At 69.5% G+C, this 20122-nt stretch carries 18 protein-coding genes; 8 read left to right on the top strand and 10 right to left on the bottom strand.

The genetic code is table 11. The annotated features are described in order from the left end of the window. Positions 1–226: 226 nt before the first annotated feature. Entirely contained in the window at positions 227–916 is a 690-nt protein-coding gene (locus tag P3G67_RS15875) for a TetR/AcrR family transcriptional regulator (RefSeq protein ID WP_276094072.1), read from the bottom strand. A 76-nt stretch (positions 917–992) separates the two neighbouring features. Between P3G67_RS15875 and P3G67_RS15870 the strand changes: the two genes are divergently transcribed. Next, complete coding sequence (locus P3G67_RS15870; protein ID WP_276094071.1) at positions 993–1907, top strand: alpha/beta fold hydrolase; 915 nt, start codon at positions 993–995, stop codon at positions 1905–1907. Positions 1908–2179: 272 nt separating this feature from the next. Here the strand turns inward: P3G67_RS15870 and P3G67_RS15865 are convergent, their stop codons facing one another. The 5 genes from P3G67_RS15865 to P3G67_RS15845 form a co-directional block, all read right to left on the bottom strand. Then, positions 2180–3385 carry a cytochrome P450 gene (locus P3G67_RS15865; protein WP_276094070.1) on the bottom strand — a complete coding sequence of 402 codons (1206 nt, stop codon included), beginning with the start codon at positions 3383–3385 and terminating at the stop codon, positions 2180–2182. A 35-nt stretch (positions 3386–3420) separates the two neighbouring features. Beyond that, positions 3421–4794, bottom strand: a complete 1374-nt coding sequence (locus P3G67_RS15860) for an NAD(P)/FAD-dependent oxidoreductase (RefSeq protein WP_276094069.1) — start codon at positions 4792–4794, stop codon at positions 3421–3423. Next, positions 4784–4993, bottom strand: coding sequence for a ferredoxin (locus tag P3G67_RS15855; RefSeq protein WP_269858113.1), 210 nt, complete (start codon positions 4991–4993; stop codon positions 4784–4786). The genes P3G67_RS15860 and P3G67_RS15855 overlap by 11 nt, the downstream gene beginning before the upstream one ends. Positions 4994–5226: 233 nt before the next feature. Continuing rightward, positions 5227–7137 (bottom strand): S53 family peptidase, encoded by a 1911-nt coding sequence (locus tag P3G67_RS15850; RefSeq protein ID WP_391858265.1) that lies wholly within the window; start codon positions 7135–7137, stop codon positions 5227–5229. 378 nt (positions 7138–7515) lie between these two features. After that, complete coding sequence (locus P3G67_RS15845; RefSeq protein ID WP_276094067.1) at positions 7516–8460, bottom strand: EamA family transporter; 945 nt, start codon at positions 8458–8460, stop codon at positions 7516–7518. A 105-nt stretch (positions 8461–8565) separates the two neighbouring features. Here P3G67_RS15845 and P3G67_RS15840 point away from each other — a divergent pair, with 105 nt between their 5' ends. From P3G67_RS15840 to P3G67_RS15815, 6 genes are all read left to right on the top strand, one after another. After that, positions 8566–9492, top strand: coding sequence for a LysR family transcriptional regulator (locus tag P3G67_RS15840; RefSeq protein WP_276094066.1), 927 nt, complete (start codon positions 8566–8568; stop codon positions 9490–9492). A 393-nt stretch (positions 9493–9885) separates the two neighbouring features. Further along, positions 9886–11397, top strand: a complete 1512-nt coding sequence (locus tag P3G67_RS15835; protein WP_276094065.1) for a PqqD family protein — start codon at positions 9886–9888, stop codon at positions 11395–11397. Between the two features lie 3 nt (positions 11398–11400). Then, positions 11401–12660, top strand: coding sequence for an ATP-grasp domain-containing protein (locus P3G67_RS15830; RefSeq protein WP_276094064.1), 1260 nt, complete (start codon positions 11401–11403; stop codon positions 12658–12660). Between the two features lie 2 nt (positions 12661–12662). Then, the gene (locus P3G67_RS15825; RefSeq protein WP_276094063.1) at positions 12663–13394 is read left to right on the top strand and encodes a class II glutamine amidotransferase; all 732 of its coding nucleotides are present in this window, start codon (positions 12663–12665) and stop codon (positions 13392–13394) included. 14 nt (positions 13395–13408) lie between these two features. Beyond that, positions 13409–14218 carry a 2OG-Fe(II)-dependent halogenase WelO5 family protein gene (locus P3G67_RS15820; RefSeq protein WP_276094062.1) on the top strand — a complete coding sequence of 270 codons (810 nt, stop codon included), beginning with the start codon at positions 13409–13411 and terminating at the stop codon, positions 14216–14218. Further along, positions 14215–14730: a YbaK/EbsC family protein gene (locus P3G67_RS15815; RefSeq protein WP_269858104.1), complete on the top strand. Its 516-nt coding sequence runs from the start codon at positions 14215–14217 to the stop codon at positions 14728–14730. The genes P3G67_RS15820 and P3G67_RS15815 overlap by 4 nt, the downstream gene beginning before the upstream one ends. On the opposite strand, the gene P3G67_RS15810 is transcribed toward P3G67_RS15815, so the two are convergent. Further along, positions 14692–15693 (bottom strand): nitrilase-related carbon-nitrogen hydrolase, encoded by a 1002-nt coding sequence (locus P3G67_RS15810; protein ID WP_276094061.1) that lies wholly within the window; start codon positions 15691–15693, stop codon positions 14692–14694. The two genes, P3G67_RS15815 and P3G67_RS15810, sit on opposite strands and share 39 nt — an antisense overlap. Positions 15694–15954: 261 nt before the next feature. Between P3G67_RS15810 and P3G67_RS15805 the strand changes: the two genes are divergently transcribed. Beyond that, complete coding sequence (locus P3G67_RS15805; RefSeq protein ID WP_276094060.1) at positions 15955–17253, top strand: MFS transporter; 1299 nt, start codon at positions 15955–15957, stop codon at positions 17251–17253. Positions 17254–17398: 145 nt separating this feature from the next. Here the strand turns inward: P3G67_RS15805 and P3G67_RS15800 are convergent, their stop codons facing one another. From P3G67_RS15800 to P3G67_RS15790, 3 genes are all read right to left on the bottom strand, one after another. Next, the gene (locus P3G67_RS15800; RefSeq protein WP_276094059.1) at positions 17399–18322 is read right to left on the bottom strand and encodes a phytanoyl-CoA dioxygenase family protein; all 924 of its coding nucleotides are present in this window, start codon (positions 18320–18322) and stop codon (positions 17399–17401) included. Positions 18323–18353: 31 nt separating this feature from the next. Beyond that, entirely contained in the window at positions 18354–19535 is a 1182-nt protein-coding gene (locus tag P3G67_RS15795) for a peptidogalycan biosysnthesis protein (RefSeq protein WP_276094058.1), read from the bottom strand. A 64-nt stretch (positions 19536–19599) separates the two neighbouring features. Further along, positions 19600–20103: a hypothetical protein gene (locus P3G67_RS15790; RefSeq protein ID WP_276094057.1), complete on the bottom strand. Its 504-nt coding sequence runs from the start codon at positions 20101–20103 to the stop codon at positions 19600–19602. Positions 20104–20122 lie beyond the last annotated feature (19 nt).

The raw sequence follows: 20122 nt of genomic DNA, 5'->3' as shown, positions 1-20122 counted from the left end.
CCATTGCCGTTCGGCTGCCTGTCCATCGACGGCCAACCGAACGGAAAGCCGGATCAGGACCACGACCGCACTTCAAACGCCACGGCCTGCGGAAAGAGCATGTGACACAGCTGCACGTACCACTCCGCCACGCATCCCGCAGCGCTGGGTCGTGCCCCGCGCAAGGGGATGGCCGAGTCAGCGGCTCGAAGCTCGGATTTTCACGCGGGACAGGCTGGGCGTTGGTTCAGCTGGTCAGGCCGACGAGCACACGGCGTACCAGCGGCGCGAACTGGGATTGAGGCCGGGAGTCGGCGTTGGAGGCCGTCTGTCCGGCCAATGCCTGCGCCAGGAGCGGGTGGCGTCCTTCGGCGGCGGCCTTGATCAGGTAGGTGGCCTGAGCCTTCTGTCGCTCTGTGGGCGAGCGTTGCGTGTGCAGTTCGGCTCGGGCGAACTGGGTCACCAGCGCGTTCAGCAGGCCGATCGTCTCCAGTTTCGACCGCTCGGACAGTGGGGCGGGGGCCAGCGCGCGCAGGGCGCGCTCAAGGTAGTCGAGGCCGTTGGGCCCGAGTCGGAGCGGTTCGGTGGGGATGTCGAGCAGCCACGGGTGGCGCAGGTGAACCTCTTTGGACTGGACGGCGAGGGCCAGCAGGTCCTCGACGGGGTCGCCGGTGAGCGGGGCGGTGAGGTCGACTTCTGCGGCCACGGTGTCCGTCATGAGGTCCAACAGTTCGTCGCGGTCGGCGAGGTAGCGGTACAAGGACGCCGGTCCGGTGGCCAACTTGACGGCTACCTGTCGCATGGACACCGCCGCGAGTCCTTCGGCGTCGGCGAGTTCGATCGCGGCGGCGGTGATCTGGGCGCGACTGCGCTCGGGCGCGGGTCCACGGGCTCCGCGTTCGGGCCGCTCCCACACGGTCACCGGTTCCTGGGACACCGGTCCTCCCTTTCCTCGCCTCGTCTCATCCTCTATCCTAATAGCGCGAACACTGATCGCAGTATTAGGAGGCGTCATGAGTGTGTCCTCGTCACCGGCTTGGACCCCCGTCCGCTGGGCCGAGAACGGCAAGGTGCGGCTGGCCTACGACCAACTGGCCACGGGTGGCGACGGGGAACCCCTGCTGCTGGTCGTCGGACTGGGCGCCGCGCGCCAGTGGATTCCGGACGGCCTGTGTCACGTGCTCGCGGAGCACGGATTCGCCGTGGCCCGCTACGACCAGCGCGACGGCGGCCAGTCCACCCACCTGCCGCCCACTTCCACCCGCAGCCCCTTCGCCGCGTTGTTCGGCAAGCGCGGCGACGCCTACACCGCCGAGGACATGACCGATGACGCCATCGCCGTCATGGACGACCTCGGATGGAAATCGGCCCACCTGTTCGGGATGTCCCTGGGCGGAGCCATCGTCCAGCGCATCGCGATCCGCCACCCCGAACGCGTCCGAACCCTCACCTCGATGTCGGCCGTCCCGGGCGACGCCAAGGGCCTGGCCACCCTGCGGTATCTGCGCCCGGGGACGCTGGCGAAGCTGTCCCGGATGAGATTTCCGGCGACACCGCAGGGCACCGTCGAGGCCGGGGTCGCCCTCGCCCGACTGATCGCCTCGCCCGGCTACCCCTTCGACGAGCAGGCCGCGCGGGCGACCGCCGAGCGGATCGCCGACACTGGAATCCACGACGCGGAGGCGCAAAGCCGCCAGATCGGCGCCCAGTGGCATGGCCCGGCGATCAGCACTATCACCGCGCCCACCCTGGTGTTGCACGGGGACGGCGACCCGCTGATCAAGATGAACGCCGCCCGCGCGACAGCGGCCCGCATCCCCGGCGCCCGCCTGGTATCCCTGCCCGGCGTGGGCCACGACCTCCCCCAGCCCGTGTGGCACGAGATCGCCACGCAGATTCGCCAACTGGCAGACACGGCACACCAGTAGCCGCTGCGGCACTGACCCTGCGCGATGCCCGCGATAGCGTGATCGGCTCGCGCACGACCGGGATTGACGATGTTCCCCGGCGTCTGGCCGACCGCGGCAGGGGTGGGCGGCGGCCTGGGCACGGTGGTGGGGCTCTCTGACTCGGCAGGCCGACCTTGACGTCGAAGTCGGCCCGATCATTGCGGCCTACACGCCGTCGAAGTCATTCGGGCCGCCGTCGGTGCGTCGAGGCTGACCTGGCGCCCTACCCGGGCGAGGGAGGTCCACCGGTCTCAGGCGGACTGTCGCATCTCGATGGGCAGGTGGCGGGGTCCGCGGAGCATGGCGTTCTGCCGGTAGGGGGGCGGGTCCTGGACCAGGCGTGCCGTGCTGAGGCGGGGGATCAGCGCGCCGAGCGCGGCGTGGGCCTCGATGCGGGCGAGTGGTGCGCCGTAGCACAGGTGGATGCCGCTGCCGAAGCCTAGGTGCTCGTTGTCTTGGCGGGTGGGGTCGAACCGGTCGGGGTCGTGGAATCGCTTCGGGTCGCGGTTGCCTGAGGCCAGCGCGAGCACGACGGAGGTGCCCTTGGCAACGGTGGTGCCGGCGATGTCCATGTCGACGAGGGGGATGCGTTGCCGCATGTGGACGGGCGGCTCGTAGCGCAGCAGTTCCTCCACCGCCCGGGGTAGCAGGTCGGGTTCGCCGCGCAGCCGGTCGAGTTGGTCGGGATGGCGCAGCAGGGTGAGTACTCCGTTGGTGATCAGGTTGACCGTGGTCTCGTGACCGGCGATCAGCAGCAGCACGCCGGTTTCCGCGAGTTCCTCGGGGGTGAGCCGCAGGGCCGGGTCCGGTTCGTTGATGAAGGCCGAGAGCATGTCGCCGGTGGGATGGCCGCGGCGTTGCTCGGCGAGGTTCAACAGGTACATGCCCATGTCGATCCGCGCCTGGTCGCCCGCCCCGTCCTGCTCCGTGGTGTCCAGGTCGGGTCTGACATCGGCGGACGCGACCACCGCGTTCGACCATTCCCGGAACAGCGGCTCGTCCTCGCGGGGGACGCCGAGCAGTCGGCAGATGACCGTGACGGGCAGGGGGTAGGCGAAGTCGTCGACGATGTCGATCTGGGGGCGGTCCCGGAGCTCGTCGAGCAGTTCCTCGGTGAGTTCGGTGATCTGGCCGCGCATGGTGTCGATGCGGCCAGGGCTGTGTGGCGGACCGAACGGCCGCATGGCCAGGGTGCGCAGCCTGTGGTGCTCGGGATCGTCGAGCCGCAGGAACGGCGGCTTCCGTGCCTTCTGGCCCGGGCCGGGGAGGCTGCGGGGATCGGCACTGATCTGCGGGTTGTGGAGCAAAGCGGTGATCTCGTGGTAGGTGCCGACCAGGTAGCTGCCGTCTGCCTGCCGCACCACGGGACCGGCTTCGCGGAGTTCCGCGTACAGCGGGTAGGGATCGGCACGGTTGGCGTAGTCGGTGATGCGTTCCAGCAGTGTGTCGGCGGCCATGGGTTTCGGCTCCTCGTGCGGGGGCGGGACGTGGTTCATCCGGGCGGCTGAATCACCGTCAGTCGGCGGTCGGGTAGGTGACCGGTGAGCGCCACGGTGGGGCCGTGGGACAACCCCTTCGGATCCGGCACATCGGAGGGAACCGGGATTTCGGCCGCCATCGGGCGGTCCGCCGCGCCGGGCGCGGGTGGGAACGGTGCGGCGGTCTCGATCAGGTGTCGGTAGTACTCCAGCGACTTGGCCATGTCGACGGTGACCGCGGCGGTGACGCGGCCCCGGTAGCCGTAGACCATCGCCAGGCGGCGCTCTTCCAGGGAGCCCTGGGCGATGGCCACATGGTCGGAGAACGTGGGGACGCCCACCGACTTGATGTTGAGGCCGAACTGGGTCGACCAGAACGTCGGAAGGGCGAGGTGCGGGCGCCGCAGCGGCCCCCGGTTGACCATGTTGTGGGCCGCGACCTCGGCCTGCGCGACCGCGTTGCCCCAGTGCTCCAGGGAGAGCAGTTGGTAGTCGAACAGTGGGTGCGGGAAGCGGGAGACGTCGCCGGCCACGAAGACGTCGTCGGTCACGATCCCGTACATGTCGAAGGCCCGGCATCCGGCGTCGCAGGTGACGCCGCGCGGCCCCGCCGCCAGTCCCGCCTCGGCCAGCCACTCGACGTTGCGGACCGCCCCCAGCGCCACGACGCACACGTCCGCTTCCACGCGGCTGCCGTCGGACAGTTCCGCGCCGGTGAACCGGCCGCCGCTGTCTCCGCGCAGGGCTGTGACGGTCACGCCGCAGCGCAGGTCCACGCCGTGGTTGCGATGCATGGCGGCCGCGAGCTTCGACAGCGTGCCGCCGAGCGCGCCCACCAGGGGTGCGGGGCCGCGTTCGGCGAGCGTGACCTCGATGCTCCGTTCCCGGCAGGCCGAGGCGATCTCCGAGCCGGTGAAGCCTCCGCCGATGACCAGCACCCGCCGCGGCCCGGCGGCCAGCCGCTCGGCCAGGCCCGCGGCGTCATCGCGGGTGCGCAGGGTGAAAACCCCGTCCAGGGCGGCCTCGTCCGGGTTGGGCCAGGGCCGCGCCCGGGTCCCGGTGGCGATCAGCAGCCGGTCGAACGGCAGCGACTCGCCGTCGGACAGCATCACCCGTTTCCCGATGCCGTCCAAGCCGCTGGCGCGTACTCCCAGCCGCCACTCGGCGTCCGGGTTCCGGCGCATCGGCAGACCAGTGGTGTCGGCGGCCACCTGGCCGAGCAGCACCTGCTTGGACAGGGGCGGCCGGTCGTAGGGCGGATAGGGCTCGTCCCCGACCACGGTCAGTGAGCCGGTGAAGCCCTCCTCGCGCAGCGTCTCGGCTGCCCGCAGTCCGGCCAGCGACGCGCCGACGATGACGATGCGGCCGTTCCGAAGGTCACCGGTCATCGGGGCTCACCTCCTCGCCGAGGAGGATGGCTTGAACCGGGCACGCCGCCGTGGCTTCGCGTACTCGCTCCAGCTGATCGTCGGGGACGGCTGGGCTGTACAGCAATCCCTCTTCCCCATGGAGCTGGAACACCTTCGGCGCGAGGAACACGCACTGCGCATAGCCCTGGCAGCGCGTGAGGTCCACAACGATCCGCATCGCACCGCTCCCTCTGTCGCCTCATCCCCTGTTCCCTTCCAGGGTGGGGGACGATTCGGACACTCGCACGGCTACCGCGCCAGGGCCGGGCTGACGTGGCGAGCGCGCCGTGGCGCGTGAGTCAGCGGTCCGGTGCGCGCCCGAGCGCGGCGAGGGCGGTGTAATGGGGCATCGCTGAGATGACGGCCCCGCCACTGGCGGGGCCGCCATCTCTGTTCACGTGTCGGGCCCCGTCAGCGTGCGGCGTGGCGCAGCCCGGCGAGGAACGCGGCGCCGTTCGGTGTGCCGACGCCCGTCATCGTGTCGTAGCCCTTGGCGGTCACCTGCTGGGTGTAGGCGTGTTCCTGGGAGTCGAAGACATCGACACCCGTGCTGGCCTTCGCCGGGATGTAGGCGCCCCGGTCCTGCGGAGGCGTCGACGTGGCGACCGGCAGGATGTCGTGGAACGCACGCGTGCCGGCCAGACGGTAGATCAACGGGTTGACGAAGCCGAAAGCCGATTTCTGGCCCTGCTGAGCGTCGGCGATCAGACCGGCGATCAGCGGGCACGCCAGGCTGGTGCCGGCGTTCGGCGTGGTCTGGTACGGTCCCGGCTTCCCGCTGCTCGTCGGCTGGATGTACCCGGTCAGGATGCCGGTGTCGGGGTCTGCGTCAGCGGCGATGTCGGGCACCGCCCGGTTGGTGGCGATCCGCTTGCCGACGCGGACACGTGACATCGACGCCGGGACGACACCCTTCTGGTAGAAGGGCTGCCCGTAGACAAGGCTGGTGCCCCCACCGGCGCCGCTGACGCCCTGATCGCTCCACTTGCCGTTGTCCAGGGAACCGTAGTCGTCCGACCACCCAGTCTCGAACACCCGGTTGTTCGCCGCCCCGATGCCGAGACTGGTGCCGCCGACCGCCAGCGCGTACGGGTCGGAGTCGGTCACCGTAAGGCCGGGAGTGTCACCGGAGGCGAAGTACATGCCGACCCCCTCGGCGGCGGCCCGCACGTCGATCGCGTGCACCGTCTGCGCTGGCACCTCACCCAGGGGGATCTGCCACGAGTTGGACTCGATGGAGGCGCTGGGATGGCTGCCGTCGCCGGTCAGTACGGCAAGAGCGGCGTCGAGCAGCGCCTGATCCTCGTTGCATCCCCCTCCGACGACCATCAGCTGGTTGGCGCTGGGAGCCATCGCGTAGACGGCCTCGGAGTCCATCTCCGCTTCGTCGTCGACGGCGGGCGCTTCGCCATGGGCGGCGGTCGGCTGAGCCGCGCTGTGCGAGGGAGTGGCGCAGGAGGTTCCGGACTGTACTTCCCGGAACTGGGATGGTTTCGGCGCCGGCAGGTGGTTGCTCCTCGCGTAGTCCGTCAGCGTCTGGAACATCGCGGTCGGCGCCTCGTCCTCGGTCAAGGCGACGGTCTGGCCTCTTCCGGTGTCCGTCCACGTTGCCCCGTAGGCCGCGCGGATCTGGTCGGCGGAGTACCCGCAGACAGGTAGCGACGCCTTGGTCAGGCCCTGGTACGCCGGGTGGAGGGTCTGCACGTGCTGCGCCCAGTACTGCGAGCAAGTCGGTGTCTTCGCCGCCGCCTTACGTGGGCCCCGCGCCGACGGGGCCGCGCTCTGGGAGGCAGCGGGCGGTGCGCTGTCCATCCCGGTCACGCCCAGCACGTCGGGCGCGAGCGAGGCAGGCACCGACACGTCGCGGTCGTTGGACTGGAACACCGTGGCCTGGCCGTTCGCGCCGATGACCCGGTACCGGTTGATACGTACCCCGAACGCCGACTGCACGGTGGACACCGGTCCGGTCGCCGAGACGTAGTCACGGCCGCTGTCGGCGCGCACCTGGGTCAGGCCACGGGCGGTCAGCCACGCCGCGAGCGCCGTGGCGTGAGCGGCGGAGGGGCCGAACCTGGCGGTGTAGTCGTTCGGGCTCAGGTAGTGGTGGAACTCGGCGCTGCCCGGTGTGGCGACCGCGTCGGCGAACGTGGCGGCGCCCGCCAGGTCCGGCTTCAGCCACACCTGGATGGTCAACCGCTGCGACGCAGACACGGCACCGACACGGGACGCGGCGTGCACTGCGGGGGAAGCCGAGCCGGACACCGGGACGGTCGACGCCGCCCGTGCGGTGCCGGGCGCCCCAAGCACCGCACCAGCAGCCATCACCGCTACACAACTGGCCAGGACGCCGGTGGCCCTGCAAGCACTTCTCCTCGGGGAACCCACTCCATACCCGGATGAAAAGGTTCTTTCCATGCGTCTCCCCAACCCTGCGCGATCGCTCCAACACCGGCGGTTCCCGGCCCAGTTCCTCGTACGACGCAGCCCCGGGGCCGCGGGTTGCGGCGATCTGGTGTGCGCAACTCGGTGCGGAACTCCGGAACTGTCGAACAGCGCGGCGGTGAGCAACACGTAGGTCGGTATGACCCTCCAAGCGCGCGCAGCGCCAAGGGCCTGGCCGTGTGAGGCATCAAGAGGCATCAAGGCGTGACCGGGCTCACCGCAGCGCCCTCATGACCTCAACCCGAACAGAGAAGCCCACTAGTTCTGTTCGCGGACCAGGGCGACGTCGTTTTTGACGGCCGCCGTGGACCCGGCTTCAGCCGAACCCGCTGGACTCCGGGAAAGCCGGCCCCCGGTCCGCACCATCCCCAGCGCGATCCCCGCGATGACCAGTGCCGCCGCACATGCCGTCGTCGGCGTCACTCCCTCGCCCTGGAACACCCACGCCGCGGCGAGGCCGAAGACCGGGACCAGGAGGGAGAAGGGGGCCACCGTCGGGGAGTCGTACGTGCGCAGCAGGAAGCCCCAGACGCCGAAGCCGAAGAGAGTGGCGCCCCATGCCACGTAGAGGGCGGCGCCCGCGCCGCCCCAGGTGATGTCGCGCAGGGCCTGCACGTCGCGGTGCCAGCCTTCGAAGGGGATGGAGATCAGTGCCAGCGGGATCGGGGGAACGACGCTGACCCACACCATGAAGCGGAACATGTCCGGTGGACTCGCCTTGCGCATCGCGATGTTGGAGACGCCCCAGCAGGCCGCCGCCGCGACCACCAGCAGGAAGGCGCCCAACGGTCCGGCCGCGCCGGAGTCCGTACCGGCCACCGCGATCCCGGCCGTCGCCAGGACCATGCCTGCCACCTGGACCCTGCGCGGGCGCTCCCGCAGCAGCACCGCGGCGAACAGGACGGTGAAGATCGCTTGGCCCTGGAGCACCAACGAGGCGAGGCCGGAGGGCATTCCGGAGTCCATGCCGATGAAGAGCAGCCCGAACTTCATGATGCCCAACGCGACGCCGACCGCGATCACCCAGCGCCAGGCCACCCTCGGCCGTCCGACGAAGAAGACCGCGGGCAGCGCGGCCAGGGTGAAACGGACGGCGGAGAACAGCAGCGGTGGAAAGTCACGCAACCCCACGTCGATGACGACGAAGTTCACCCCCCACACGGCTGCCACCAAAACAGCGAGGGCAACATGGGCGGGCTTCATACACCGACCTTCCTGAGCACACGTCACATGCTTGAACCATGAAAGCAAGTGACGGCTGGCAGCGGCCAGCGAGGATTCGTTAAGGCCGGGGATTAGCATGGCTTCATGCTCGATCCCAGTCGGCTTGGCGTGCTCAAGGCCATAGCCGCGCACGGCTCGATGGCCCGTGCCGCAAGCGCCCTTGGCTACACCCCCTCCGCGGTCTCCCAGCAGATCGCCAAGCTGGAACGCGAGGTCCGTACCGAACTGCTCGACCGCAAGGGAAGCGGCGCGGAGTTGACTCCGGCCGCGTGGCTGCTGGTGGAGGCCGCCGACGAGATCGCCGCAGTTCTGGAGCGCGCCCAGGGGCGGGTTGAGGCGCTGCGCGGTGTACCGTCCGGCCGCCTGGTGCTGTCGGCGTTCCCCACCGCGTGCCGCGGGTTCGTCGCGGCAGCGGTGGGTGAGCTGACCCGGGCACACCCCGAACTCGACTGCCGACTCGTCGAGTTGGACCCGAACCGCGCCATCGCGCGGGTGACGAGGGGCGAGGCGGATGTGGCGGTGGTGCACGACTGGCACAACACCCCACTGGTGCTGCCGCCGTCGCTGTCCGTGTCGCCGGTCGGCGAGGACGTGGCGGACGTCGCCCTGCCCGTCGCGCATCCGCTGGTTGGGCGTGACGTGCTGACCCCCGAGGACCTCGCGGACGAGCGGTGGATCAGCCAGGGTCCGGAGGCGATGTGCCACGAGTGGCTGACCCGCACCTTCCGCCAGCACGGTATGCAGCCGGACATCGCGTACCAGGTCGAGGAGTACGAGTCCCAAGTCGCCCTGCTGGCCGCCGGGTTGGGCGTGGCGATGCTGCCGCGGCTGGGACGTGGCGTGCTGCCGCCGGGGGTTCGGGTGCTGGCCATGCGACCGACACCGTCCCGTCAGGTGTCCGCCGTGTGGCGTGCCCGTACCGACCAGCGCCCCGCCGTACGGGCGGTGCTGGACGCGCTGCGGCGGCACTGGAGCGCGGGGAGCCGGCCGGACGGGGAAACCCAGCCGTAACCGCTCTGCGGTTTCAGTGAAACAGTCCGATTTGGCCAGGGGGATATCGGCCAATCCAGGAGTGGGCGGTTGACACCGCTGCCCCTGCTACTGGACATTGAGGGCCACGCCATGGCGGTCAAAGGGGCAGGTAATTCCTGACGGGGGTTCACAAGCACATGCGGTGTCTTTCTCGCGTACGGCGCTGCGGAAATTTCCGCTGGTAGTTCCGTAGCCATCCGAAGAAACGCGTCCTCCTTTTCTTTCGCGGTAGTGCCCTGATCCGGTGGGTCAAAGAGGGCAGGTACCGCCGCATCGCGCAACGCCGCGCGGCGCGCATTTCCGCGGCGGACGCTTCAGCGTGCCCGTGAGCGGTTCGTACACCATCACACGTTGCCCGACAAGGAGTTCAGCATGTCCTCACTCGCGCCAGCGCGCAGCACAGCGGTGGATGTCGAAGAACTACGTGCGAGTGCGCTGCAGGAGTTACGCGCCGTACTCTCCGCCGAGAACTACGAGGGTGCCGTGCGCTGCGCCATGCGGCTGCACAACGCGCTGCCCGCCAGGCGCGGGCTCAACCGCAGCGTGGTGCTGGTGGCCTACGGCGGAGGCAAGGACAGCTCATACACCCTGACGTTCGTGCGGGCCATGCAGCTCATACTGTTCCGGATCCACGGCTCGACCTTCCGGATGCGGGTGGCCACCAACCGGCACGCCGGAATGCCGCGGGCGGTGATGGAGAACATCGACCGGGTGTACTCCGCGCTGCGGCTGGCTGAGGACCCCGACTGCGAGTTGCTGCTGATCGACGGCCAGCAGGTGCGCCCGTTCGATGTGGACTTTCCGCAGACCGCCGACGTGGTACGGCGCAACCGGGCCGACATCCTGATGACCGGCCACCGTACGGCTGCCGACGCCCGGCCGACCTTCTGCAACGCCTGCAACCTGAGCATGGTCAACTCCTTCGGCCTGGCTGCTGGTTACGACGGCGGTGTGGACCTGATCATCACCGGCGACTCGCAACGCGAACAGCGCGACTACTACCTGTGGGTGTCCCGGCTCGCCAAGCGGTTCGGGCTGCAACCGCCCCGGGACCAGCGCACCGGTTTCAAGGGCTTCCTGACCGCGCTGAACAACATCTCGCAGGCGTACTTCACCGACATCCACGGTCCCGGCGCCCCCGACACCGTCGCGGAGCACGCCATCACCAACGAGGTGCGCGAGGGGTTGCAGTTCTTCTCCATCTACGACGACACCGCCTACGCCTCCGGTGACCACTGGGAACTGCTCACCGACTACCTGCACTTCGACTTCGACGACATCGCGTTCAGCTTCACCGAGTCCGACTGCGGCAACCCCGCCCTCATGGCGCACCTGCGCGCCCTGAAGTGCGAGCGCCGCTACGGCCGCACGTACGCCGACGGGCTTGCGGAGTACGTGGACTTCGCGATCTCGCTGATGCACAAGAAGGAGTTCCCGCCGCAACTCGTGCAGCTGATGCGCGAGCGCTACGAGGGGGCGGCCGAACGGATGCGGGCCGCCATGGACGCGTACGCGATGGAGGCGTACGGGCTCGCCGAGGAGCAGTTGGTGGCCATGGTGTACGCGCCGTTCGCCGAGAAGGGCGCGAACCTCGACGCCTACCTGCGGGCCGAGCAGCCCGACCTGGACGCCGGTACGGTCCGCGAGCTGCTCGACGGCTCCGAGGGGGATCCGTCGCTGGTGGCCCGGCTGGAGCGGATCACCGGACTGTCGGTGGACCAGCTGCGGGTGCTGTACCGGGGTTCGCTGCGGATCGCCTCCACCACGGTGGACAACGGCGAGTTGATCGACTCGATCCTCGAGGGCGACCCGCACAAGGAGGTCATCCAGACCCGGCACTCCGCCGACGGCCCGCTGGTGCCCGAGCTGCTGTCCGGTCGGTGATCCGTGACGCATCAGGCAGACGACTTCGTACAACTCGGCGCGACCAGGGACGGGTTGGACCCGTACCTTGACTGCGCGCGACGCCGCGGTATGCGCGCGGTACTGGTGGAGACACCCGCCTATCTGCGTTGGCGGCGCATGCTCGGCCGGGCCTCCTTCGATCTGGAACTGCCCGTGGAGCAGCCACAGGAGCCGGCGGAGGTGGCGACGGCACTCGCCGGGGCGGGGGTGGCACCGCGGCTGGTGCTGTCGGGGTTCGAACGGTATGTGTACGCGGGCTTCGAACTGGCCCGTGTGGTGCGCGCGGCGCCATGGCCGTACGTGGGGGAGCGGTTCCGCCCGTTGGACAAGCACCAGCAGCGGGAGGCGTTGCGGCGGTCCGGGACGGAGGTGCACCAGCCGCGCTTCGCCCTCGTCGGTACCGACGAGGCCGCGGAGTTGGAGTATCCGCAGGTGGTCAAGCCGTCGGACGGTGGCGGCGGCCTCGGCGTGCTGCTGGTGGACGATCCACACCAGCGGCAGTGTGCCGTGGAACTCATCCAGGGGATGCGCAACTACGGCGGCGGGGAGTTCGTCTCGGTCATCGCCGAGGAGTTCGTCAAGGGGCCAGAGCTGTCCCTGCAGGGCGTCGCTCATGACGGGCGACCGCATCTGCTCAGCGTGTGCGAGAAGTTGACCACCCTCGAAGAGGTGCCGGGAGTGCCGGGCCTTTCCGGCTTCCGTGAGGTCGGCCATCTGGCCCGGCACGGCAGTACCGCCGACGGCGGGCTGCTGGAGCTGGCGGAGCGGTGTCTGCACGCGGCCGGTTACCAGGAGGGGCCGTTCCACGTCGACGTCATCCAGGGACAGGCGGGGCCGGTCTTCGTGGAGATGGGGTTCCGGCTCTCCGGAGGCGCTCTGGTGGCACTGGTGGAGAGGGCGACCGGGGCGCGCTGGGCCGAGGCGGTCTTCGCCGTGCACCTCGACCGGCGGCCACCCGCCGTGCCGCCCGCCCGGGAGCGGGCGGTGGGCCAGATCACCGCCGTCTCACAGGAGGAGCTGACCGCCGGTGCCGAGCTGGCACGGGCCGGTCATGACGTCGAGGTGGTGCGCGCGGCGCCGTTCCCGTCGGGCGACGCCCTGGAAGCGGCGGACCGCGAAGTCCTCGCCTCGGATCTGTCCCGGCACACCGGTTCCGTCGGGCGGGTCCTGGCCACCGCCGCCAACTGCTCCGAAGCGCAGGCCCTGTTGCGTCCGCTCGTCGCCACCCGACTGCGAGGTTGACCATGTGCCGACTGATCCTGGCCACCGGCCGCTTCGACGCCGGTGCCGTCCTCGACGCCGCGGTGGACATGAGCTGCGGTCGAACCGCCGACCACGACGGTCCCACCAACGTCCACCCCAACGGGTGGGGCGCGGTGTGGCGCCAGCCCGATGCCCCGAACGGGCTGGCCGTGCACCGGGACGTGCGTCCGCTGGGCGAGAGCTACGACGACTCACCGATCAGGGGCCTGGAGACACCGTTCCTCGCCATCCACGCGCGGCACGCCACCCTGGCCAGGAACCAGGGTCTGAAGTGCACCCATCCGCTGGAGCGCGGTGGCGAATTCCCCTGGTACTTCATGCACAACGGCTTCCTGCCGACCGTGTACCAGTTGCTCGGCCTGCCGGAGTCCGAGTTCGACTCGGGTGAGTACTTCGACTACATCGTGCCCAAGGACGCCCGGCGGCTGGACGAGGCGTCGACGCTGGAGCGACTGACCGCCCTTCCGCCGGGCGGGAGTTCGGGCAACGCCATCGCCGTCAACCCGGAGCACGCCTATGTCATCCACTGGACGACACCCGGCAACCAGGCACCCCGTTACTTCGGTATGTACACCCTGAGTACCCCGCGGTTCCGGGTGATCGCCTCAGAGGTGGTCCCGGCGCTCGCACCACCCGAACACTGGGAACCGCTCAAGCCCGACCACGTCGTGGAGATCCCACTCGCCCCGGTCACCGACCCCGTACTCTCGTGAAGGAGAACACCATCATGACGTCCTCCACAACGTGGACCCGTGTCGTCGTCGACGCGGCCGCAACCCGCCCGGACCCCGCGCTGCTGCGCCAGCTCGTAGCGGGTGAGACCGCCGTGGTCGTGCTGCGCGACCTGCTTCCGGCCGACGCGTTCGCCGTCAACCGTGAGCGGATCGGCAAGCTGCTCGCCAACGCCTCCACCACGGAGTACGTCAACGGCGCGCTGACCACCGTGGGCCCGTACCTGGCCAAGTACCTCGACCGGACCGACGACTACTTCGCGGACGCCGACGCCGCCAAGTCCATGCTGGACACAGTGGAGTTCGACCTGGACGGTCAGGTGCGCACCGCGCTGCGGGACGCCTTCGGGCTGGGCTCGGTCGAACCGGCCAGCGAACCCGACGGGCGGCTGTACTCGCCGTCGGTGGTACGCATCCACGCGGACGGGGTGCGCAACCCACTGCACAACGACAACATCATGCGCGACGCCAAGGGCACCGGGATCGCCCTGGCCGACCTGGCCTGCCAACTCAGCTGTGTGGTGTGCCTGCAGGAGTGCGACGAGGGCGGTGAGCTGCGGATCTACCAGAAGGAGTGGCAGCCCGCGGACGAGGCGCACAAGATCCCCGGCGGGCTCGGCTATGACGAGGCCGTGGTCGGCGGTGTGCCGTGCCATGAGTTCAAGCCGAGCGCCGGGGACGTCTACTTGATAAACCCCACCCGTTACCACTCGATCGAGCGGGTGCACGGCTCTGACCGGCTCACCATGGGATTCTTCATCGGCTTCGGCGACGACCGGCTCCAGGACGCGGTGGTGTGGGGATGACCGAGCAAGTCCCCGTCCAGCAGGAGACCCGTGTCTTCGACCGGCTGGTGGCGCTGCTGGACGAGCACGGCGCCGCGTACCAGGTGATCGAGCACGAGGCTGAGGGCCGTACGGACGTGGTCAGCACACTGCGCGGCAATCCGCTGTCGCAGGCCGCCAAGTGCGTGGTGATGCGGGTGAAGTTGACCAAGAAGAAGTCGCACTACGTGCTCGCGGTGGTGCCCGGTGACCGTCGGGTCGACCTCGGCCGGGTCCGGGAGTTGTGGTCGGCGCAGCACGTCTCCTTCGTGGAGCGGGAGACCGCTGAGCGGCTGTCGGGGTCGGTGAGCGGCTCCATCGTGCCGTTCTCGTTCGATCCGGCGCTGGAGCTGGTGGTCGACCCCGACCTGTTGGAGCATCCGCGGATGTTCTTCAACGCCGGCGAGTTGGATGTCTCGCTCTCCCTGGACACCCGGGACTATGCGCGGGCGGCGTCACCGCGGGTGGAGCGGATCGCCGAGGCCGCGGCCTGAGTCGGAGGGCACGCCGTCGTCGTACGGCGTGCCCTCCCACATCCGGCTGGCCGGTGGTTTGGCGCGGTCGTCCACCAGCAGCGTGAAGACATCCGGCCTGGCGTAGTGGCCGGTGACGTCGAAGTCGAAGCGGGCACGGGCGAGTTCGCCCAGATCGAGTTCCGCGGTGAGCACGCCCTCGGCGTCGCGCAGTGGCCCCGCCAGGACCTCGCCCAGCGGGGAGATGATGACGCTTCCCCCGTTGATCAGCACGGTGTCCGGGTCGTCGCCCTGGACTGGGTGGACGTCGTCCGGCAGCGCCGCTCTGCGCAGGTACTGGCAGGCGCTGAGCACGAAGCAGCGGCCCTCCAGCGCCACATGGGTCATGGTCGACTGCCAGACCGGACGGTCATCGACCGTGGGGGCGCACCACAGCTCAACCCCCTTTGAGTACATGGCGGTTCGGAACAGCGGCATGTAGTTCTCCCAGCAGATCGCGGCGCCCAGCCGGACCTCGCCGGTGTCGACGGCCGGCATGGTGGACCCGTCGCCGAAGCCCCAGATCAGCCGCTCCAGTCCGGTGGGCATCAGCTTGCGGTGCTTGCCGAGCAGGGCGCCGTCAGGGCCGAAGAACAGTGCCGTGCAGTACAGCGTTCCACCGCCGCGTTCCACCACTCCGACGACCAGGTGGACGCCCAACTCCCCGGCCAGCGCGCCCAACGCCTCGCTCTCCGGGCCGGGTACGTCGATCGCGGACTCGAAGTAGCGCCGGAACTGCTCACGCCCGGCCGCGGACCGCGCGCCGACGGTGACGCCGAAGTCCAGGCCCTTGGGGTAGCCGCCGAGAAACGCCTCCGGCAGTACGACGACACGGGCGCCGGTCGCCGCGGCCTGCCGGACGAGGGCCTGCGCCTTGGCCAGGGTCCGGGCGGTGTCGAACAGGCAGGATCCGGCCTGCACGACGGCGACGGTGAGCCGACTCATGACGGACACCACTCCCTCTCCCCAACTGACGGGCCGCGCCCAGCCTGCCACAACGGCCGGGCGCGCGGACCACTCCTCAAGGCCCCGCCCGCCCCGCACCCCCGCTCGGCCTCCTGTAGCCTCTGGCACACGTACGCCGACGGGGACGGCGTCACGGTGGCGCGGCGCTCAGCCGAGGGGTTGTTGGCCATCCGGGTCGCCGAGCGGCCATGGGGAAGTCCAGGTCTCCCGCCCTGCCAGTTCGCAACGGAGGTTCAGACCATGCCCCATCCTGTCTTGCCCCGGCGTCCGGAGGCCCGATGGATGCTCGTCGGCACCCTCCTGTCCGCGGTGGGCCGTGGTCTGACGCTGCCCTTCCTGTTCATCTACCTCACCGAAGTGCGCGGCCTGTCAGGCACGTTCGCCGGGTTGGTGATCGGGTGGTCCGGCGCGCTGAGTCTGGTCCTGTCGCCGGTCGGGGGCGCGTTGATCGACCGGTTCGGGGCGCGGCGGGTGGTCTTGCCCTGCCTGGTCGCCGAGGCGGTCGGCACGGGTTCGCTGGCGTTCGTCCACTCCGCCCCGGCGGCCTTCGCGGCGGCGTCGCTGATCGCCGTCGGCAACTCGGCGATCCTGTCCGGGCAGTCCGTCATGCTCGCCTCACTGACGGCGGAGGAGGAACGGCAGCGGACCTTCGGGCTGCAGTTCACCCTGCTCAACCTGGGCCTGGGCGTGGGTGGGTTGGTGGCGGGCGCGATGGTCAGCACATCCCAGCCGGTCACGTTCCAGATCCTCTACGTGCTGGACGCGGTGAGCTTCCTCGCGCCGGTGCTGGTACTGCTTGCGCTGCCGGGGGTCGGCAATCCGGTGGGCTCCGGCCGGGACAGCGAGGCGGCCGACGACGGCCGCTCCTCCGGCGGTTACCTCGCCCTCCTGCGTGATCGTCCGTTCCGGCGGCTGACGCTGTTCCTACTGGTGATCACCACCTGTGGCTACGCCCAGATCCAGGTGGGATTCTCCGCCTACTCGGTAGGCGTCCTGCATGTGGGGCCGCGCATCGTCGCATGGGCCCTGGCGGGGAACACGGTGGTCATAGTGGCCTCCCAGCTCCTGGTGATCCGTCTGCTCCACCGCCGGAGCCGATCGGCCGTACTCGCCGCGGTGGGCGCGACGTTCGCTATCGCCTGGCTGGCGCTCGGCGTGGGTGGCTTCGTCGCCGCCGACCACCGGATACTGGCCGCGCTCTCGGTGACAGCCTGCGCCGCGATCTTCGGTATCGGTGAGACCATGCTCTCGCCGGTGCTGCCGGTGGTCACCAACGCCCTGGCCACCGACGAACTGCGAGGCCGCTACAACTCCATCAGCTCCATGATCTTCGGTGTGAGCGGGGTGATCGGCCCCGTCACCGCGGGCCCCCTCCTTGGCTCCGGCGGCGGTACGGTCTGGGCAGGCCTGGTCGTGACCGGCTGTCTGGCAGCCTCGCTGCTGGCGTTGTCACTACGCAAGCTGCTCACCGCCGACCAGGACGGTCGAGGGACCGGCGACGACGCCTCCGCGGCGACCTCGGAAATGGCCCACCGCTGAGCTCCGGCACTACCGGAGCGCGCACCCTGGCGCGTCGGTGCCGCTACGCGACCACGCCGCCGACCGGTAGCCGTCGCCCCCGGCCGCCGAGTGCTTCAACAACCCGGCGGCGGGACGGGCGACAAGGAGTGGCAACTGAGCGCCGTCAGGCCGTCGTAGCGGAGACGTCACCCGCACCGGCAGTCCACAACACCGGGCAGAACTCCGGGTCGGCGTAGTCCGGCACGCCGGTGGCTGTCCTGCGGACCAAGGTGTCGTGCTTGTAGGGCTGTTGGCGGCCGTCCGAGTGCCGGTAGTCGCGGTACGCGTTCGCCCCGTCCTGCAGGTGGAACGAGATGGCCCGGCGAGGCCGGGGACTGCGGTTCGCCCCGCTACCGTGGTAGAGAAGGCAGTGATGGAAGGTCATATGGCCCTTGGGGATGTGGACCGGGACTTTCTCCACCGTCGCGCCATTGCGCTCGGCGTCACCCCGCAGCAGGTATTCGCGTCCCAGGTCCTCCGGGTCGCCCGTCGGACGGTTGGCGCCGTGCCGGTGCGTCCAGAGATGACTTCCGTTCACCATGCTGATCGTGCCGGACTCCTCGGTGCAGTCATGGAACGGGATGAAAGCCGTCAGCATGTTGTCCGAGGAGCAGGTCGGCCAGAAGTACTTGTCGAAATGCCAGGAGACGATGTTGGACGCCTCGTCGGCGATCGGCGGCTTGTAGATGAGGGTGGCCTGGAACACCCTCATCTCCGACGACTTCGAAAGACGGGCGGCGACAGCTCCTATGAGAGGCTTGCGGAGGATCTTCGCTATGGTCTCGTCCTGGTAGTGGATGTAGTCGTTGTTGCGCTGCACCTCGCCGTCGGCGGGCTTCCAGTCGGCCAGCCGGTCCGGCCGTACGGGCAGTGAGCGATCGCGGTGGCCCGCGTAATAGCGCTCACTGGCTTCGGTCAGGGCGTCGGTCTCGGCGTCGCTGAGAAGCTTCCTGGACAAATACCAGCCACGTTCCTGGTAGGTCCGCACGTCCTCTTCGGACGGGAGTAGTTCGATTTCTTCCGCTGTAAGCTCGTGAAGGTCGGTCATGCCTTGCTCCCATTGATCTGCGTTCATCGACTTAGGAATCCAGCAGCCAGTCGTCGGTGTTCAGCCCGCCGACCACGAACTGGCCGTACTCAGCGCCAAACGCCGCCGTGCCGGTGCGATTGCGCTCGCGAACCCTGGTCTCATCCGCGTCCAGCGGCCTGTCGACCCCCACGAACACGCTGTAGAGCGGACGGGGTTGGGCACCGCGCGCCAACTTGGCCTGAAAGGTGCCGAGTCCGAGGTGAATCGCACGGTCGGTGCGCCCGGTGCCTTGCGCGATGGGGTGGTAGAAGACCAGGTTGAAGTAGTCGGCCACGTTGGGCACCGAGTAGTCGAAGCCGGCGACCCGCGCGTAGAGCATGTCGCGCTGGCGGTAGCGCAGGGCGAAGCCGACGGGCCGTCCGGCGTCCTCGTCCAGCAGGAGCGTGCTGCATCCGCCGAGATAACGGCCCTGGCGGTCGTAGACGGTCGCGGCACGCTTCTCGTCGTAGTCATGCCCGTGCTTGTGCATCAACGCACTGTTCAGCGGGGCGATCTCCCCGACCACCTCGGGCAACCGCACTTCGCGGATGGTACGCCCGCTGTCCCGGAACGCCCTGGCCTCACGCCGGGCCCTCGGCCGCCGCCCGGACGGCAGCCACGCCAGATACTCGTCCAGGTCCCGCCACAGCCCGACCGGCAGCACGGTTTCCACATCGTGGTAGAGGAGTACCGCACCGGCGTCGGCATGGGCTCTGGCCACCTCCAGCGCCTCCTCGCGCGGAAGGTAGTAGTACGCCAGCACGCTCGCACCGGCCTCGGCGGCGAACCGGAACGCCTCCGCGGTCAAGGCGTCGACTGCCGACGCGCGCTCCGGCGGTGTGACCCCGTCACGTCCCGGCAACTGGCCGCGGAACTCCGACCAGCCCGCGGCAATGGCCAACGGCCGGGCGGCGAGGCGGGCATGCCGTTCGTCGTCGACCAATCCGGCCAGCATGTCGGCAGGGGTGTAGAGCAGGTGTGGCGGACGTGGGAAAGCGTACGTCTCAAGGCCCGCCACAGGCCTGCCGCTCCCATCACGTGCCAACAGGTGGTGACCGCTGGCCCCTTGCGGCAACTCCTCTTCGCGCACTCCCAGAAAGCCGCTGGTCGAGTAAATGGTGGCGCCTGTCGTCAGCGCGTCCCAGTCAGCCGCCGGTAGCCGACTGAAGGAGTCGTAGGAGGAAACGTGCATGGGCAACTCCTGTGGAGATAGCGGAGATCGATCGAGAAAGGCGGCGAAGGGCCGAGGAGCCGGGTCAACGCGTGATCCGTCCGACCAGCGACCGTACATCGTTGCCCCGGGCATGGAGGAGCAGGACTCCGCTGTGCGCCAACTGGTCGAACAGCTCTTGGTTCGCCTGCCGTTGGGACGCGCGGACCTTGAGCGCGTACCAGAGGATCGAACGGGGCCCGATCACACTCCACAGGGTCTCGCGTGTGCCGCCCCAAAGCCGCTCCCGGCGTATCCAGCGACGCAGCGTGCGCCGCAGCAGTCGGGACCAGGCCACGGCGAACGGCGGGTCGACCCAGACCAGGCAGTCCGCCCGATCGGCGAAGGCTGTGATCGCATCCGGATACTGGCCGTCGACGATCCACTGTTCCGCGTCCAGTTCCTTCCCCAGTCGGCCGACGAACTCCTCCGTGGGCACCGGAGTCCAGCCGGGCCCCCAGTAGAGCGCGTCCAAGGCGACCGGTCGCACACCGGCCGACTCTGCGAGGGCGTTGGCAAGTGTCGACTTGCCGCAGCCCGGACCCCCCACGATCCACACCTTGCGCGGG

Origin of the sequence: Streptomyces silvisoli, assembly GCF_029269905.1 — a bacterium.
GTDB classification, from domain to species: domain Bacteria; phylum Actinomycetota; class Actinomycetes; order Streptomycetales; family Streptomycetaceae; genus Streptantibioticus_A; species Streptantibioticus_A silvisoli_A.
Note: the sequence above shows the minus strand (reverse complement) of the source record. Positions and strands in the feature narration are given on the sequence as shown.